The 16778-nt window shown below is 68.6% G+C and carries 10 protein-coding genes; 6 read left to right on the forward strand and 4 right to left on the reverse strand.

Going from position 1 to position 16778, the window contains the following annotated elements; all coding sequences use genetic code 11:
• Positions 1 to 184 precede the first annotated feature (184 nt).
• From htpG to P5F91_RS06130, 4 genes are all read left to right on the forward strand, one after another.
• Positions 185 to 2086, forward strand: a complete 1902-nt coding sequence (gene htpG / locus P5F91_RS06115) for a molecular chaperone HtpG (RefSeq protein ID WP_145611062.1) — start codon at positions 185 to 187, stop codon at positions 2084 to 2086.
• 353 nt (positions 2087 to 2439) lie between these two features.
• Entirely contained in the window at positions 2440 to 4404 is a 1965-nt protein-coding gene (locus tag P5F91_RS06120) for a L,D-transpeptidase family protein (protein ID WP_277906807.1), read from the forward strand.
• A 203-nt stretch (positions 4405 to 4607) separates the two neighbouring features.
• Entirely contained in the window at positions 4608 to 5357 is a 750-nt protein-coding gene (mepK, locus tag P5F91_RS06125) for a peptidoglycan L,D-endopeptidase MepK (RefSeq protein ID WP_246134408.1), read from the forward strand.
• 101 nt (positions 5358 to 5458) lie between these two features.
• Positions 5459 to 5896 (forward strand): hypothetical protein, encoded by a 438-nt coding sequence (locus tag P5F91_RS06130; protein WP_277906808.1) that lies wholly within the window; start codon positions 5459 to 5461, stop codon positions 5894 to 5896.
• 110 nt (positions 5897 to 6006) lie between these two features.
• Here P5F91_RS06130 and P5F91_RS06135 read toward each other — a convergent pair whose 3' ends face one another.
• The 3 genes from P5F91_RS06135 to P5F91_RS06145 all read right to left on the reverse strand — a co-directional run bounded on the left by P5F91_RS06135 (position 6007) and on the right by P5F91_RS06145 (position 10327).
• The gene (locus P5F91_RS06135) at positions 6007 to 7281 is read right to left on the reverse strand and encodes a dicarboxylate/amino acid:cation symporter (protein ID WP_145611060.1); all 1275 of its coding nucleotides are present in this window, start codon (positions 7279 to 7281) and stop codon (positions 6007 to 6009) included.
• A gap of 260 nt (positions 7282 to 7541) precedes the next feature.
• The gene (locus tag P5F91_RS06140; RefSeq protein ID WP_004273874.1) at positions 7542 to 8060 is read right to left on the reverse strand and encodes a hypothetical protein; all 519 of its coding nucleotides are present in this window, start codon (positions 8058 to 8060) and stop codon (positions 7542 to 7544) included.
• A 35-nt stretch (positions 8061 to 8095) separates the two neighbouring features.
• Positions 8096 to 10327 carry a sensor histidine kinase gene (locus P5F91_RS06145; protein ID WP_186454762.1) on the reverse strand — a complete coding sequence of 744 codons (2232 nt, stop codon included), beginning with the start codon at positions 10325 to 10327 and terminating at the stop codon, positions 8096 to 8098.
• Between the two features lie 362 nt (positions 10328 to 10689).
• Between P5F91_RS06145 and P5F91_RS06150 the strand changes: the two genes are divergently transcribed.
• Positions 10690 to 12648, forward strand: a complete 1959-nt coding sequence (locus tag P5F91_RS06150) for a sensor histidine kinase (protein ID WP_145611057.1) — start codon at positions 10690 to 10692, stop codon at positions 12646 to 12648.
• A 66-nt stretch (positions 12649 to 12714) separates the two neighbouring features.
• On the opposite strand, the gene P5F91_RS06155 is transcribed toward P5F91_RS06150, so the two are convergent.
• The gene (locus tag P5F91_RS06155) at positions 12715 to 13062 is read right to left on the reverse strand and encodes an arsenate reductase family protein (RefSeq protein WP_145611056.1); all 348 of its coding nucleotides are present in this window, start codon (positions 13060 to 13062) and stop codon (positions 12715 to 12717) included.
• 211 nt (positions 13063 to 13273) lie between these two features.
• Here P5F91_RS06155 and P5F91_RS06160 point away from each other — a divergent pair, with 211 nt between their 5' ends.
• Entirely contained in the window at positions 13274 to 16747 is a 3474-nt protein-coding gene (locus tag P5F91_RS06160) for an SIS domain-containing protein (protein ID WP_277906809.1), read from the forward strand.
• Positions 16748 to 16778 lie beyond the last annotated feature (31 nt).

Consider the following 16778-nt stretch of genomic DNA (forward strand, 5'->3'; position numbering starts at 1 on the left):
TTGCCCCTGTCGCGGTCATGCCGAATTCAGGCCCTGCCCCAACGGAGGGGCTTGCGTCCGTCGCGCCCGCCCCTCATATCGGGGCGCGACGGCCGGCCCGCTAATGGGCGGCGCGTCGGAGCCAGGTTCACCACGTCGGCGGCGCCACGACAGGGCCGCCCAGAAAGAAGGACGGAACACGCCCATGAGTGAGGAAAAACTCAGCTTCCAAGCCGAAGTTTCCCGGCTGCTGGATATCGTCGCGCATTCGCTCTATTCGGAAAAGGAGGTCTTCCTGCGGGAGCTGATCTCCAACGCCTCGGACGCCTGCGACAAGCTGCGCTACGCCTCCCTGACCCAGCCGGAACTGACGGCCGGGGACGCCAACTTCCGCATCACCCTGACGCCGGACACGGCCGCCCGCACCCTGACCATCGCCGACAACGGCATCGGCATGAACCGGGACGACCTGGTGGAAAACCTGGGCACCATCGCCCGCTCCGGCACCGCGAACTTCATGGCCGCCCTGTCCCAGAAGGCCGAGGCCAAGAAGGACGGCGAGAAGGACGTGTCGCTGATCGGCCAGTTCGGCGTGGGCTTCTATTCCGCCTTCATGGTGGCGGGCGAGGTCGAGGTCTATTCGCGCAAGGCCGGTGAAACCCAGGGCTGGCGCTGGACCTCGGACGGCAAGGGCTCGTTCACCGTGGGCGAGAGCGACGATGCCCCGGCGCGCGGCAGCCGCATCGTGCTGCACCTGCGCGACGGCGAGGACGACTACCTCCAGACCTACCGCCTGCAGAGCATCGTCAAGAAGTACAGCGACCACATCAGCATCCCGGTGCTGGTGGGCGATGACGAAAAGCCGGCCAACGCCGCCTCCGCCCTGTGGACCCGGCCCAAGAGCGAGATCACGGCCGAGCAGTACAAGGAATTCTATCATCACGTCGGCCACGCCTTCGACGATCCCTGGCTGACCCTGCATTGGCGGGCGGAAGGCGTGCTGGAATACACCAACCTGCTGTTCATTCCCGAGGCCAAGCCTTTCGACCTGTTCGAGCCGGAGCGCAAGCACCGGGTGAAGCTGTACGTCCGCCGCGTCTTCATCACCGAGGGTCCGGAAGGTCTGATCCCGGCCTACCTGCGCTTCCTGCGCGGCGTGGTGGACAGCGAGGATTTGCCGCTGAACGTCAGCCGCGAGATGCTGCAGCACAACCCCATGCTGGCCAAGATGCGCACCGGCATCGCCAAGCGCGTGCTGGGCGATCTGGCCCGCAAAGCCGACGACGCCGACTCCAAGGCGGACTACGCGCGCTTCTGGGAAAACTTCGGCGCCGTGCTGAAGGAAGGCCTGTATGAGGAGCGGGAGCAGCGCGACACCCTGCTGAAGCTGCTGCGCGCATACAGTACCCATGGGAGCACCCACGGCGATGAGCTGGTGAGCCTGGAAGACTATGTCGGCCGTATGAAGCCGGGCCAGGACGCCATCTACTACATCACCGGCGAGGACAAGGCGGCATTGGCCCGCAGCCCGCACCTGGAAGGCTTCCGCGCCAAGGGGGTGGAGGTGCTGTTCCTGACCGACGCGGTGGACGAGTTCTGGCTGCAGTCCGTCACCCAGTACAAGGACCACGCCTTCAAGTCCGTCACCCGCGGCGGCGCCGACCTAGCCAATGTTACGGCTGAGGACAAGGCGGAGGAGCCCAAGGCGCCGGAGGACAGCGTGGCCGATCTGGTGGCGCTGGCCAAGCTGACCCTGGGCGACGCGGTCAAGGACGTGCGCACCTCCGAACGCCTGCGCGAAAGTGCTGTCTGCCTGGTGGCGGACGAGGGCGACATGGACATCCACCTGGAGCGTATGCTGAAGGCCCACCGGCGCCTGGATGAGACATCCAAGCGCATCCTGGAAGTCAACCCCACCCACCCTTTGATCCGCCGCCTGGCGGACCTGGCCAAGGCCAATGGCGCCAGCGGCGCCCAGGGTGAGGCCCTGGCGGATGCAGCCTGGCTGCTGCTGGACCAGGCGCGAATCCTGGAGGGCGAGCCGCTGCCGGATCCGGTGGCTTTCGGCCGCCGCCTGGCGACGTTCGTGGAGAAGGGGCTGGCCTAAAGGGTCAATCGCCTCATTTATTTACACCCTGTTCATGCCCCGCCCGGGAAACCGATGCGGGGCATGGCGTTTTTGCAACGGCCGGTGGGTGTCAAGGGCGCCCCGCGCCGCATGGAACGGTTTCGCCCTTTTCTTGCCGCTAACTGCTGGCATAGTCCGCAACCGATCGAACGATGCGGCTGTTATCGTTGGCAGGTCGGGATGCGGCTGCACAGGGGGGCACCCTTGCCGTCGTTGATATGGGTTTCCCCCGGGACGTCCCGGGGGTCCAAGGGCGTGAGCCAGGCGGGGTTTGCATGGGGTTGTCGATGGGGGCTGTCGCCCCGAATGATCGGAATGGGGCGCGGACCGGGATGCGGCGCCGCAACGCCTCCACCGCCGCGCTACTGGCCACCGTGCTGTTCCTGCTTCCTTTGGGCGTCCAGGGAGGCGCCCAGGCGCGCGACCTCGCGGACCTCATGAAGGACCGCTTCCCGGTGGCGCAGGGTGAGGCGACGCCGGACGATAGCGACCAGACCGTGCTGGCGCGGTTCTACCGGGGCCGGGGCCTGAAGCCCTTGTGGGTGGAACACGGCGAGGCCAACGCCGCCGCCCGCACCGTCCTGACCGTCCTGGGTCATGCCGATGAGGATGGGCTGAACCCCAACGACTACGCGCCCGCCAGCCTGACGGCGCAGCAGGGCCATCTGGACAGCCCCGAGGCGCAGGCCGCATTCGAAACCAACCTGACCCTGGGCCTGGTGCATTATGCCAGCGACGTGTCGGTGGGCCGCATCATCCCCACCCTGGCCGACCCGGAACTGGTCATCGACCGGCCGCCCTTCGACCGGGCGCAGTTCCTGGGCGGCGTCGCCTCCGCCACGGACCTGGGCACCCTGCTGAGCGGCCTGGCGCCGCACCGGCCGGAATACGCGGCGCTGAAGGCCGCGCTGGCCCACTATCGGCAGATGAAGGCCGCCGGTGGCTGGCCCACCATCCCGCCGGCGCCCAAGGCGCCCCCGGCCCCGCCGCCACCGCCGGCCGATCCCGCCAATCCCACGGCGCCTGCGCCCAAGCCGGAAAAGACCAGCGATGCGCTGAAGCCCGGCATGATCGACCCGCGCGTGCCGGCCCTGCGCGCCCGCCTAGTGGCCACCGGTGAGGCCAAGCCCCTGCCCGTCCCGCTGCCCAAGGGCACCAATCCGGAACTGTACGACGACGCCCTGGCCACGGCCGTGAAGGAATTCCAGCGCCGCCAGGGACAGGAACCGGACGGCGCCATCGGCAAGCGCACCCTGGTGGAACTGAACGCCACCGTGGATCAGCGCATCAACCAGATCATCGTCAACATGGAACGCTGGCGGTGGGAGCGGGAGCCGGCGGACCAGCCCTATCTGGTGGTCAACCTGGCCGACTATACCCTGTCGCTGATGCGCGGCATGGACGTGCAGATGACCATGCGCGTGGTGGTGGGCGCGCCCTTCACCCGCACGCCCGTGTTCATCGGCAACATGAGCTATATGGAGCTGAACCCCTACTGGTACGTGCCGACCAAGATCGCCAAGGAAGAGATTCTGCCCAAGCAGAAGAAGGACCACAGCTACGTCGTCAAGAACCACTACACGCTGCTGTCGGACTGGACATCCAACGCCGTGCCGGTGGACCCCAGCAGCATCAACTGGGCGACCGTGACGGAGCGCAACTTCCACTGGCGGGTGCGGCAGGACGCGGGCAACGACAATTCGCTGGGCCGCATCAAGTTCATGTTCCCCAACAAGTTCGACATCTACCTGCACGACACGCCGTCCAAGCGGCTGTTCGACCGGGCGGTGCGGTCCTTCAGCCACGGCTGCATCCGGGTGCAGGACCCGCCCAATCTGGCGTTGGCCATCCTGGCCCTGACCGATACCCCCGGCTGGCCGGAGGAGAAGCTGCGGGCGGAGATCGGGGGCGACAGCCTGAAGCACCAGACGATTCGCCTGAAGAATCGCCTGCCGGTGCACATCACCTACATCACCACGGTGACCGACCCGGACGGCGGCATCGATTTCCGCACCGACGTCTATGGCCGCGACGCCCGCGTGCTGGCCGCCCTGAACGGTCCCCGGCCGCGCAAGCCGGTGGTGCCCGCCGCCGTGCCGGCCGCCGCCCCCACGCCCGGGAGCGCGCCCAACGCCGCGCCGAACACGGTGCCGGCCGCGTCGGGCGACGCGCCGAAAGCGCCTGAGACTCCAAAGCCTTCGGTCCAGGGCGCACGCACGGGCGCTACACCGGCACCGGCCGCGGCACCGGTGCCAGCCACCACCCCCGCCCCGGCGAATGCCAACCCGGCGCGCTGACGAATGGGGGCCGCCCGCCCAATTGTGACCGTTTCGGAAGCGGTTGCAAAGGCGGATGCCCAGGCCGACGCACGGTAGCGGTCACACGTTCATCAAATTTTTGCCTCATTTGGGGCTTGCTTATTCACACCCCGTTGTCACAGACTGCAGCCCTGCCCTGCTGGTGACGCGGGGCTGTGGCAAGACAGATGGGGACATCCGGAATGGACGAACGGCACGCCGCGGCGCGTTTGCTTACTATTGCCTGCGACGCCCCCAGTGCCTCTGATGCGTCCCTGGTTGCCTCTTCCGCTCCGGCCCCGACCCGGCGCGGCCTGCTGGCCGGCTTCGCCAAGCTGGCCACCGGCGCCGCCCTGGTGGGTGGTATCGCCAGCCCCCTGCCGGCGCTGGCCAAGGCCGCCACCAAGCACCACAGCGGCGCCAGCCACGGCCACAGCGCCGCCCACGGCAACCTGATGCATGGCGACTGGTCCAACGCCCGCGCCGCCACCCGGCCGCTGTCGGACAACCGCCGCGTCCTGGCCTTCAACCACCTGCACACCGGCGAGAAGCTGAAGGTCACCTACTGGGCCGACGGCAAGTACCTGCCGACCGCCCTGCACGACGTGAATTCCATCCTGCGCGACTGGCGGACCAACCAGACCATCGCCATGGATCCCAAGCTGCTGGATCTGATGTTCCAGATGCAGCACCGCCTGCACACCAACGAGACCATCCAGGTCATCTGCGGCTATCGCTGCCCCAAGACCAATGCCATGCTGGCGGCCAACTCCGAAGGGGTGGCCAGCCACAGCATGCACATGGAAGGCAAGGCCATCGACCTGGACCTGGCCAGCAAGCCCCTGGCCCGCATCCGCCAAGTGGCGGTGGAGCTGAAGCAGGGCGGCGTCGGCTACTATCCCAAGTCCAACTTCGTCCACGTCGACACCGGCCGCGTCCGCCAGTGGGCGTAACGGCGGGCGCGTGACGCCATGGGTCTAAGGACGGGGTTGTTCCCCTATTTGCCGACATGAGACAAACACCCCTCGGAAGACCTTGAGGGGAACCCAAGCTCATGCGCGTGCGTCTGGCGATGTCAACCGCCATAATCTTCACCATCGCGTCCACGGCCGTCGCGCAACCGGCACCGGCCCCCTTCACCGGCCGCGACCTCAGCGGCACCTACGCCTGCACCGGCGTGGATGGGCATGAGGGCGCCTACACCTCCACCGTGACGCTGGAGATGGACAGGGCGCAATCCCACGGGAATCGCGCCGGCTATCATTTCAGGATGGAGGTGCCGGGCTACGGCACCTATCGCGGCGTCGCCACCGCCGATGGCGACGCCCTGGCCATCACCTTCGCGCACGAGGACCCGGCCACCCAGGACTACGGCACCGGCATCGCCAAAGTGAGCCGGACCAAGGACGGCAAGGTGCGCTTCGACAAGTTCTATTACGAAGACGCCTACAAGGGCGGGAACATCGGCACGGAAAGCTGCGTGAGGACCTGAGTCCCGAAAGCGAACAGGCCCCGGATCGGACGATCCGGGGCCTGTCGCGTTTCATGGCATGCTGTCTTGCTATCGGCCGGGCTGAAGTCGGGCCGGCTGAATTCCAAGGCTCAGGCGGCGCTCGGTCCGTTCGCCAATTCCCGGTGCAGGACCTCGGTATCCAGTTCCTTTTCCCACTTGCTTACGGCGATGGTGGCCACGCCATTGCCCACCAGATTGGTCAGGGCGCGGCATTCGCTCATGAAGCGGTCGATGCCGATGAGCAGGGTCAGCGAAGCGATGGGAATGTCCGGCACCACGGCCAGCGTGGCCGCCAAGGTGATGAAGCCGGCGCCGGTGACGCCGCTCGCACCCTTGGACGTCAGCATGGCCACCAGCAGGATGGTGACCAAATGCCCGAAGGTCAGGTGGGTGTTGGTCGCCTGGGCCAAGAACAGGGTGGCCAGGGTCATGTAGATGTTGGTGCCGTCCAGGTTGAAGCTGTAGCCCGAGGGGATGACCAGGCCCACCACGGGGCGGGCGCAGCCCAGGCGTTCCATCTTCTCCATCATCTGGGGCAGCACCGTCTCGGAGGAGGAGGTGCCCAGGACGATCAGCAGCTCGGCCTTGATGTAGTTGATGAAGCGCAGGATGGAGAAGCCGCAGATCCAGCCGACGATGCCCAGCACCACCAGCACGAACAGCAGGCTGGTCAGGTAGAAGCTGCCGATCAGCATGCCCAGGTTGATGAGCGCGGCGATGCCGTACTTGCCGATGGTGAAGGCCATGGCGCCGAAAGCGCCGATGGGGGCCAGACGCACCACCATGTGGATGATGCGGAAGAAAATCTTCGACATGCGCTCGATGACCACCGTGGCCGGCTTGCCGTAGTCGCCCAGGTGGGCGATGGCGAACCCGGTCAGGATGGCGATCAGCAGGACCTGCAGCAGGTCGCCGCCGCCCAGCGCACCCAGATAGGTGTCGGGGATGATGCCCAGGATGTGGTCGGCCACGGTGTCCTTGGCGGCCTTGTCGACATAGGTCGACACCGCCTTGGCGTCCAGGGTGTGGGGGTCGACGTTCATGCCGTTGCCTGGCCGCACCACCTCGCCCACCAGAAGGCCGATGACCAGCGCGAAGGTGGAGATGACCTCGAAATAGATCAGGGCCTTGCCGCCTACGCGGCCGACCTTCTTCATGTCGGTCATGGCGGAGATGCCGCTGACCACGGTGCAGAAGATGACCGGCGCGATCATCATCTTGACCAGCTTGATGAACCCGTCGCCCAGCGGCTTCAGCGAGGCGCCGAAATTGGGCCAGATGCTGCCGACGATGATGCCCAGGATGATGGCGATGATGACTTGGAAGTAGAGGACCGAATACCAGGGCTTTTTCACATGTTCCATGGGCACATCTCCCTTAGCCTCTTGTGACGAGGCGTGTTGCCGGGCCCCCATTTCCGATGCCCCAGGGACCCGCGGCCACAGCACGGCCGTTAGGTGCGACAAGAAAGCAATTGCCAGGTGAGATCAAGGCTTAAGGCGGGATTCCGTCCGCCGCTCCTCATGAAATTTTTTGACCGATGCGGCCGCGACAACAGCCGGTCGCGGCAATCGCTTCTCTTGGCCTTCCCCCTGGCGCTTTTGCTTGCCCAATAAAAGTCGTTTTAAAAGACGGTCAGTTGCGGCGGCGCCGTCTTCAGCAGGTTCTCCAGCCGCTCCACCACCTCTTCCATGTTCACGCGCACACGGTCCAGCTCGTCCGCCGTCTTGTCGTCGATACCGGCCTCGAACAGCATCATGTCGTAGTCGGCCAGCACCTTGGTGAAGGCCTCGCGCTCATGCTGCAGGATCTCATAGGCGCCCAGCGCGTGGACCAGCAGCTGCGGCGGATTGCGGAAGAAGGCCAGGCTGACGCGGGTGAAGGCCGCGATGGACCGCAGTCGCATGCGGATGAGCCAGGACTTCAGTTCACGCGGCGCGTCGTTGGGACGGCTCTCGGCCTTGTCGCCGATGGTGAAGATCATGGCCTGGATTTCGTGATAGACGGCGCGCGCCTTCTTGTAGTCCGGGAAGGACTGGGCGGGGCGGCCGGACATCTGCTCGAAAGAGGTCACCGTGGACGACAGCGATCCCGCCAGCTCACGCAGCAGAGCGCCGTGGTTGACCTCCTTCTTCATGCGCATGGGGCGATATCCCTGTAAGGACCAGACGCTTCAGCTTAGCGCGCCAACCCCGTCGCCACCAGGGTATCCGGTGTATGGGGTCGACCCCCTGCGTCCGCCGCCCTCTCATCCCCGCGGGCATCCCCGCGGGCGGTCAGGTCATCGATCTCCAGGTCGCGGCCCCGCAGGTCGGGCAGGACCAGGGTGAAGCGGGTGCCGGCCCCGGCCTCGCTGGCCGCCGTGACCGTGCCCTTCAGGCGGTGGGTCACCAGGTTGTAGACGATGTTGAGGCCCAGACCCGTACCGCCCGCCCCGCGACGCGTGGTGAAGAAGGGGTCGAAGATGCGCGGCAGGATGGCCGCTGGGATGCCCCGGCCGTCATCCTGGTACACCACCTCCGCCCCGCCGGCGTGCCCGTCCCCCTGGGCTCCCGGGCCCTCCCCCGGCGGCAGGCGGCGGGCGGTGATGGTGATGCGCCCGCGCACGCCCGGCTCATAGGCATGGAGGATGGAGTTGGAGACGAAGTTGGTCAGCACCTGGGCCAGCAGGCCGGGATAGGTCTCCAGTTCCACCGGGCCATGGCAGACGACCTCCGCCGTGTGCCCGCTGCGGCGCAGGTTGGGGCCCAGGCTGGACAGCACCTCCTCCATGTAGGCGCACAGCTCCACCCGCCGCCGCTCCTCCGAGCTCTGGTCGGCCGACACCTGCTTGAAGCTCTGGATCAGGCTGGCGGCCCGGCCGATGTTGGACAGCATGAGGCGGGAGGATTCCGCCAGCTCGCCCATGAAGTCAGTCAAATCGCTGCGGCGCAAACGGCCGTCGCGCACCAGGTGATCGATGGCAGTGACCCGTTCCGAAACGTGGGAGGCGGTGGTCAGGGTCACGCCGATGGGGGTGTTGATCTCATGCGCCACACCGGCCACCAGCTGGCCCAACGAGGCCAGCTTTTCCGCCTGCACCAGCGCATCCTGCGACCGCTTCAGCTTTTCCAGGCTGTCGCTCAGTTCCGCCGTGCGGGTGCGCACGCGGTCCTCCAGCTCGTCATTGGCGCGGCGCAGGGCGGCCTCACTGGCCTCCAGCGCCCGCTCGCGCTCCTCCCGCTCCTTGCCGATGCGGTAGGCGACGCCGAAGGTCAGCAGCACCAGGCCGATGGCGTTGGGGGCGTAGAGCGCCGCCTCGGTCCAGATGGCGGCCGGCAGGACGCCGCTGGCGCGTAGCGACCAAACGACCGCCACACCCACGATGGGCAGGAAGCCCAGCAGGAAGAAGCGGGCGTTGACGGAACGCCGCAGGTCGCGCACCGCCGCCGTCAGCGTCAGGGCCGAGCCCAGCAGCGCCAGCGCCTGCGCGATGCCCGAGCCCCGCGCCGGGTCCAGGTAATGCAGGGGCGTATCCAGGACCAGCAGGCCGGTGGACAGCAGCAGCAGCCGGGCGATCCAGGGCTGGCGCCGCCTCAGATCCAGGAACTGCACGGCGAAGATCTGGCCCACGGCCACGGGCAGGGTGCCAACCACCTCGCGGTAATAATGACTGGCCAAGTCGGCCGGCAGGTGTTCCCAGGGATAGCCCAGCTGGCCGTAGATGTAGGCCAGGGTGATCAGGGCATAGAACAGCAGGGTCACCCCTACCTCCACCCCCGCCATCACCACCAGGGCGAACTGATAGGCGGCGGCGATGATGAGGACGCCGAAGGTCAGGCCGTGCAGCAGGATGTCGCGGCGGTCCACCTGGGCCTGGGCGTCGCTGCTGCGCAGATAGAGCGCGAAGGAGGCGAAGTAGTGCTCCACCCGCATGTACAGCACCGTGCGCCCCGGCGGCAGGGCCAAGGTGAAAACAGGGTAGCGGTGGGGAATGTCGGTACCCCGCGCCGCAGCCCCCTCGGCCACGTGCCGCTGCGCCACCGGGATCTGTCCATCGCCGGAAAACACGTAGAGATCCAGGCTGCGGTAATAGGGATAGGCGAAGACCAGCAGCCGGTCGATCGTGCCATCGGTCGGGTTGTCCAGAGTGATGCGCGCCCAATAGGCGGAATGGGTGCGGGCGAAACCGGGCGTATCGCGGGTGGCCGGGGTGAAGCGGGTGGCCGCTGGGCCCGACGTGACGTCGGCCAGGGTCAGGTCCCGCCCCTTGTCCTCCAGCAACTCCAGATGGCCGCCAAGGGACAAGTCCGGGCCATCCACCGTCACCGTGTTCGCCGTAACCGTGTCCGCGCGGGCCGCCACGGGTGCCAGTGGCGCGAACGCAAGGAACAGCAGGACGGCCAGCACCGCCCGTAGGCGGCAGCCCATCCCGTCACGTCCCGCGCCCTGTCTCCGTACACCCATCATCCGTCCGCTAACCCGTGGCTGGCGCAACCATGCCCTATCCAAGCTGGAAAGGCACGCCTTGCGTGTCCTGATGACGCCGGGCACGCGCGAACCGTCAACGGGGCCCACCCTGTCACGCGCGAACCGCCCCGTTCCGGTCCCCGCCCGTTCCGTTTCTGGCGCGCAGCCGGCCATCAATTGCCAGGCCCGCGCCCCCATGATAAGCGTCGCGGAAGGATGGGCCCGCCCTCTTCCGGGCAATGCCGGGACGGGCGGGGGCCCACCGGGCGGGACGAACAAGGCGGCGGGGCGCCCTTGGGCATGGCATGGCGGGACGGCGGGTTATGAGACGGCTGGCGGAGTGGATGAAATCCATCGGGCCGGGCCGCCTGATCAATATCTCGCTGGCCGCCGGCATCGTGCTGTCCCTGGTGTTCGTCCACGCCGAATTTACCCGGGGCCTGAATGCCCGCCGTGCTGAAATCCGCCAAGCCATGGATACCCAGGCCATTGCCTTGGACGGCACGCTGGCCGCCATCTCCGGCCGGGTGGAGCGCCTGCGGGAGTGGACCCGGCGGGCGCTGCTGGCCCCGCCTGCCGACACCCCGCAACTGAATGCCTTTCTGGACAGGGTGGATCAGGCCGGCGCGGATGAGGTGCCGATGCTGGATCGCGTCGGCCCGGCCGACGCCAATCCGCTGGACGGCCCCTTGCCCGCCGCCCTGCTGGCCCTGTCCAACCGGGGCCTGGCTCGGCATGAGGGCTTGTCGCGCCCCGACCGCGCCCATTGGCGGGCCGAGGTGGCAACCGCCGTGGCCCTGGCCCAGCAACTGGCGCTGGACGTGCGCACCCAGCCAGGCCTGGGGCGCGGCTATTTCATCGCCACCTCCGGCCTGGTGGCGGTGGCGCCCTGGCGGGCCGCCGACAATGCCCATGGGCTGATGACGGGTGTCTTCGAGCGCAGCGCCTATCGCCTGTCCACCCTGGCCGCCAACCCCGCCGGCCGCGTGCTGTGGACCGAGACGCCCGCCCCGCCGCCGCAGGGAGCGGCGCGGGATGAGGCGCCAGCCCAGCCGCTGCCCACTGTCGCCGCCCCCATCGATGACCAGGGGCGTTTCCTGGGCGTGGTGGCCTTCGACCTGGATCCCGCCCTGCTGGCCCTGCCCACGGCCAATACCGCCGCCGGCGGCGCCGTGCTGCTGCTGGGATCGGATGATCGCCTGCTATCGGCTGCCGGCACCCCGCCCGCCGACCTGTTTCAGCAGGGCCGGCCCACCCCCGTCGGTCTGGCGGCGGTGATGGGCAAAACAGCGGCCACGGCCGAGCATGCGGGCTATCTCATCACCACCCGCCCCCTGGCCAACGCCCCCTGGCGCCTGGTGCACGTGGCCCCGCGCGCGGCCCTCACCTGGTCACTGGTCATGCACACCGCCGGGTCCATGGCGGGGTTTTCCAGCGTGCTGCTGGCGGTGGTGCTGCTGTTCAACATGGTGGTGCGGCGCATGGTGCGCTCTCAGGAACGCTCCGCCGCGGCGGAGCGGGAGGCGCGGGCGGCCACGGAACAGGCCCTGGCCGAGCTGCGCGCCGCCCATGATGAGCTGGACTTCCTGAACCGGGAGAAGACGCGCTTCTTCTCGCTGATCTCCCACGATCTGCGCGGTCCTTTCAACGTGCTGCTGGGCATGACCAAGGAACTGGCAGACTATGGTACCCGCATGGCACCGGCCGATGTGGCCGACTTCGCCGCGTCGGTGCACCAGAGCGCGGTCACCGCCCACACCCTGCTGGACAACCTGCTGAACTGGTCGCGGGTGCAGATGTCGGGCACGCCCTTCAGCCCGTCGGTCATGCCGCTGGGCGAGGTTGTGGCCGCCGCCATCCATGACCTGGGCCCCACGGCCGATGCCAAGGGCATCCGCATCCTCGACGCCTCGGGCGACCGCCACATCCTGGCCGACCGCACCATGGTGCTGGCCATCCTGCGCAACCTGCTGGCCAACGCCATCAAGTTCAGCCACCCCAACCAGGGTGTCCAGGTGACCTCGCGGGCGCTGGGCGACCGGCTGGAGATCGCTGTGTCCGACCGGGGCATCGGCATGGATCCCGAACAGCTGGACCAGCTGTACCGCCGCGAGGCGCAGGACAGCCGCCCCGGCACCCTGGGGGAGGTCGGCACCGGCCTGGGCCTGACCCTGGTGCGCGACCTGGTGGCCCGCCACGGCGGCGTCCTGGCCATCGACAGCCAGCCGGGCGCGGGCACCACCGTCAGCTTCACGGTGCCGCTGGCCGCCGCCCCGCGTTGAACTGGCACGCCCTCGATCGCCGGGCGGCAGCATCCGCTGGCTTGGCCATCCTGGCAGACGGGGAAATCAGAGCACCTCGGCCAGCCGTTCCACCGGGCGGCACAGCACGGCGCCCTTGGGGCTGCGCGCGATGGGGCGTTCGATCAGGATGGGGTGTTTCACCATGAGGTCCAGCAGGGCCTCGTCGCCAAAGCCACCAGCGGGCTCGCCCGCCAGCAGGTCATCATTCCCGCGGCGGCGCAGGATGTCGGCCGGGCGGGCCTTCAGGGCGGCCAGCATGTCGACCAGGGCGGCGCGGTCGGGTGGGGTCTTCAGGTATTCCACCACCTGGACCTCATGTCCGCCGGCCTGCAGATCGGCCAGCACCCGGCGCGAGGTGGAGCATTTGGGGTTGTGCCAGAGGGTCACGATCATGGGCGATGGTTCCAGGGTGGGTTGGCGGGAAGCGGGCACCATAGCCGCGCGCCCGGCGAGAGGCCATCCGCCGGAAAGGCAGGGCCGGCCCCCCAGGCCGGCTCCCCAAGTCGGACGCCCAAGTCAGGCCACGTGTAACGTTACATTTTCAGCCTTCCACCCCAGCCCCGGCCTGGACTATGACTGCGATCTTGCTTGAGTGAGGTGAACGATGTGCGGCATCGCCGGTTTCCTGGGTAATCGCAACTGGACCCGCACGGCGGACCTTTCGTGGCTGAAGGCCGTGGCCGACCGGCTGGCCCAGGCGGGCGAGCCCGCCGCCATCGATGCCGCCTTAGACGATTTGGTGGCGCATTTCACCGACCTGATGGCCTTTCCCACCCACATGGCCGCCGTGGCCGACACGGCTGCCACCGCCCTGCTGACGGCGGTGGCCGATCGCATCGACGCGCTGGAGACGATGCTCCGGTCCGGCGAGGCTGCCCGCGACGTGGCGGTGGAGCGCACGGCCGAGCGCCTGCGCGACTATTCCTGGCAGTTGCGGACCGAGGTTCTGGGCAACATCGGCCGCACCCTGGCCCTGCTGCCGGACGGTGCCGCCGCAACCCGGCCGCAGCATGCGGTGGCCTGGGCCGCCGAACAGGTGCTGGAGAATCTGGACCGGCTGGAGGTGCGCGGGCGGGACAGCGCCGGCATCGCCCTGCAGATCACCATCGACCATCGCTACACCCTGGACGACCTGCCGGCGGCCCTGCGCGCCGGCGCCGCCGAGCGGCTGGCCGTGGGCGACCGGCACGAGGGCCTGGCGCTGCACATCCTGCCCGACGGCCGCACCACCGTGCGCTTCACTTACAAGGTGGCCACCCTGATCGGCCGCCTGGGCGACAACGGCGCCTTCCTGCGCGCCCGCATGCGCGCCGACGCCGTGCTGTGGGCCGTGGCGCGGCACGCTGACGGCTTCAGCGCCATCGCCCACACCCGCTGGGCCTCGCACGGCGCCATCAGCCTGCCCAATTGCCATCCGCTGAACGCCCGGCTGCTGAATGAGACGGGCACCGGCAAGGCCGCCACGGCACTGGACGCCGATGCCGACGCCATGGTGGCCCTGAACGGCGACATCGACAATTACCGGGCCCTGACCGAAAGCGCCATCGAGGGCACCGGCCACGCCTTGCCTACCGACACCACCACCGACACCAAGGTCATTCCCGTGCTGTTCCGTCTGGAGGGCGCGACGGGTAACGGCGGCGGTAACGCCGACCGTTTCCTGGCTACCCTCCGGCGGCTGGACGGGTCCATGGCCATCATCCTGCAGCACCCGACCGATCCGGAGCGCCTGCAACTTGGCCAGAAGGGCAGCGGGCAGAGCCTGTTCGTGGCCGAGGTGAACGATGGCCTGATCGTCGCGTCTGAGAATTACGGCCTGGCGCCGCGCGCCCGGCGGTCCATTCCCCTGGCGCAGGTAGAGCGCGGCGGCCTGGCCGTCGTCCTGTCGACGGCGGCGGGCGAGCCGGCGTTGACCGCCCGCACGGTGGACGACGGCGCCCCGGCCAGCCTGAAGGCCGACGCCATCGAGATTTTCTCCCGCGACATCTTCCGCGGCCGCCACGACCACTTCTTCGAGAAGGAGGTGCATGAGGCCCCGGCCAGCGTGCGCAAGACCCTGACGGGCCGCTACCGCCGCCAGGACCGGCGCGTCAGCTTCGACCTCAGCCTCGCCGGGGGCACCGACACGGGGCCGTGGGCCGGCCTGCGCGCCCGCCTGGCCGATCCGGCCAAGCCGCCCATCCGCCGCATCCTGGTGACGGGCCAGGGTACCGCCGCCATCGCCGCCATGGGCATCGAGCACCTGATCCGCCTGGCGCTGGACAAGGCGCCGGTGACGGTGACCAGCGCCAAGGCCTCGGAACTGTCCACCAACCTGGACGGCAAGAGCCTGGACGACGCCCTGGTCATCGCCATCAGCCAGAGCGGCACCACCACCGACACCAACCGCACGGTGGACCTCGCCCGCGCCGCCGGCGCCTGGATCCACGCCATCGTCAACCGCCGCAACAGCCCCCTGGTGCGCAAGTCGGACAGCCACCTGTTCACCAGCGACGGCCGCGACATCGAGATGGCCGTCGCCTCCACCAAGGCCTTCTACAGCCAAGTGGCGGCGGGCAAGCTGACCGCCCTGTGCCTGGCCGACGCGCTGGGCACCCTGCCGGCCCAGCAGATCCATGACGAGATGGTGGCGCTGGAGGCCCTGCCCCAGCGCATCCAGGAGGTGCTGGACGACGAGGGGGCCATTGCCGCCTGCGCCCGGGCCTATGCCCCCCGCAACCGCTATTGGGCGGTGGTGGGCAACGGCGCCAACAAGGTCGCGGCCGAAGAGATCCGCATCAAGCTGTCGGAGCTTTGCTACAAGTCCATCCCGGTCGATTACACCGAGGACAAGAAGCACATCGACCTGTCGACCGAGCCGCTGACCCTGGTGGTGGCCAACGACCTGGCCCCCCTGCTGGCCCAGGACACCGCCAAGGAAGTGGCCATCTTCAAGGCGCACAACGGCAAGCCCATCGTCTTCGCCGCCAAGGGCGAGACCTGCTTCGCCCCCTACGCCGAGGCGGTGGTGCACCTGCCCTCCGCCGGCGCCGGCCTGGACTTCATCATGGCCACGGTGGCGGGCCACCTGTGGGGTTTCCACGCCGCCCTGGCCATCGACGCCGAATCCCGCCCCTTCCGCGAGGTGTCGGCGGTGCTGGACCAGGCGCTGGCCGACCCGGAGCGGCCGGTGACGCCGGTGGCCACCAGCCTGGCCGCCATCATCGACCGCATCGCCGATGGGCAGCTGGACGCCGCGTTGCCCGCCAGCTACACCGCCCGCCTGGCCAAGCTGACCTCCGCCCTGCCCATGCTGGACACGCCAGGCGGCAAGCCGGAGCGGACGGTCGTCATCACGCGAGGCCAGGACCTGCTGCGCCTGGTGTTCGAAGAGACGTCGCGCCCCATCGACACCATCCGCCACCAAGCCAAGACCGTGACCGTGGGCATCTCTCGCCCCGGCCGTGAGATCAGCCCCCTGCTGCTGGCGGCCCTGGCCGACCTGGGCGCCACCCCTGCCGACCTGGCGGAGCCTGAGCGCCAGCTGCTGATCGCCCTGTCGACCCTGGTCATCGGGGTGGAGGGTGGCGTGCGCTATCACCCAGCCGGCGGGCCTGCAGGCGAGGGCGCGGATGGCACGCCGCTGCTGCAGGCGGTGGAGCGCAGCGGGCGGGCCAAAGGCGTCGCCTCGCGCCACGACCAGCCGGCGCCGGCCACGGGCGGCAAGCGCCGCGCCCTGCGCCTGGGCCGGGGCGTGCTGTCGGGCGGGGCCAGCGGCGCCCAGACCCTGGCGCTGCTGCCCCTGATGCGCGAGCCCAACTGGACACCGAACGGCCTCGTGCTGCTGCACCTGGCGCTGGTCAGCCAGGCCTCGCTGCAGCAGAAGATTGCAATATTGAAGGATTTGCGCCTGTACGAAGACCTGTTCGATGCCTACCATGAGACGGGACAGGCGGACGCGGCCGGCGACGGGGCGGGCCCGGGGGGCGGTAAGCCAGGGGGCGGGGGTAAGGACGGTGGCTTCGCCGCCTTCCTGGAGAAGCTGGCCCCCCGCGACCTCATCCTGTCCACGCCCGCGGAGCTGATCCGCCGGGCCTGAACTCGGGGTTTTGGGGAACGGCGATGCAGCG

Source organism: Nitrospirillum amazonense, from assembly GCF_029594735.1.
In the GTDB taxonomy this organism is placed as follows: Bacteria; Pseudomonadota; Alphaproteobacteria; order Azospirillales; family Azospirillaceae; genus Nitrospirillum; species Nitrospirillum amazonense.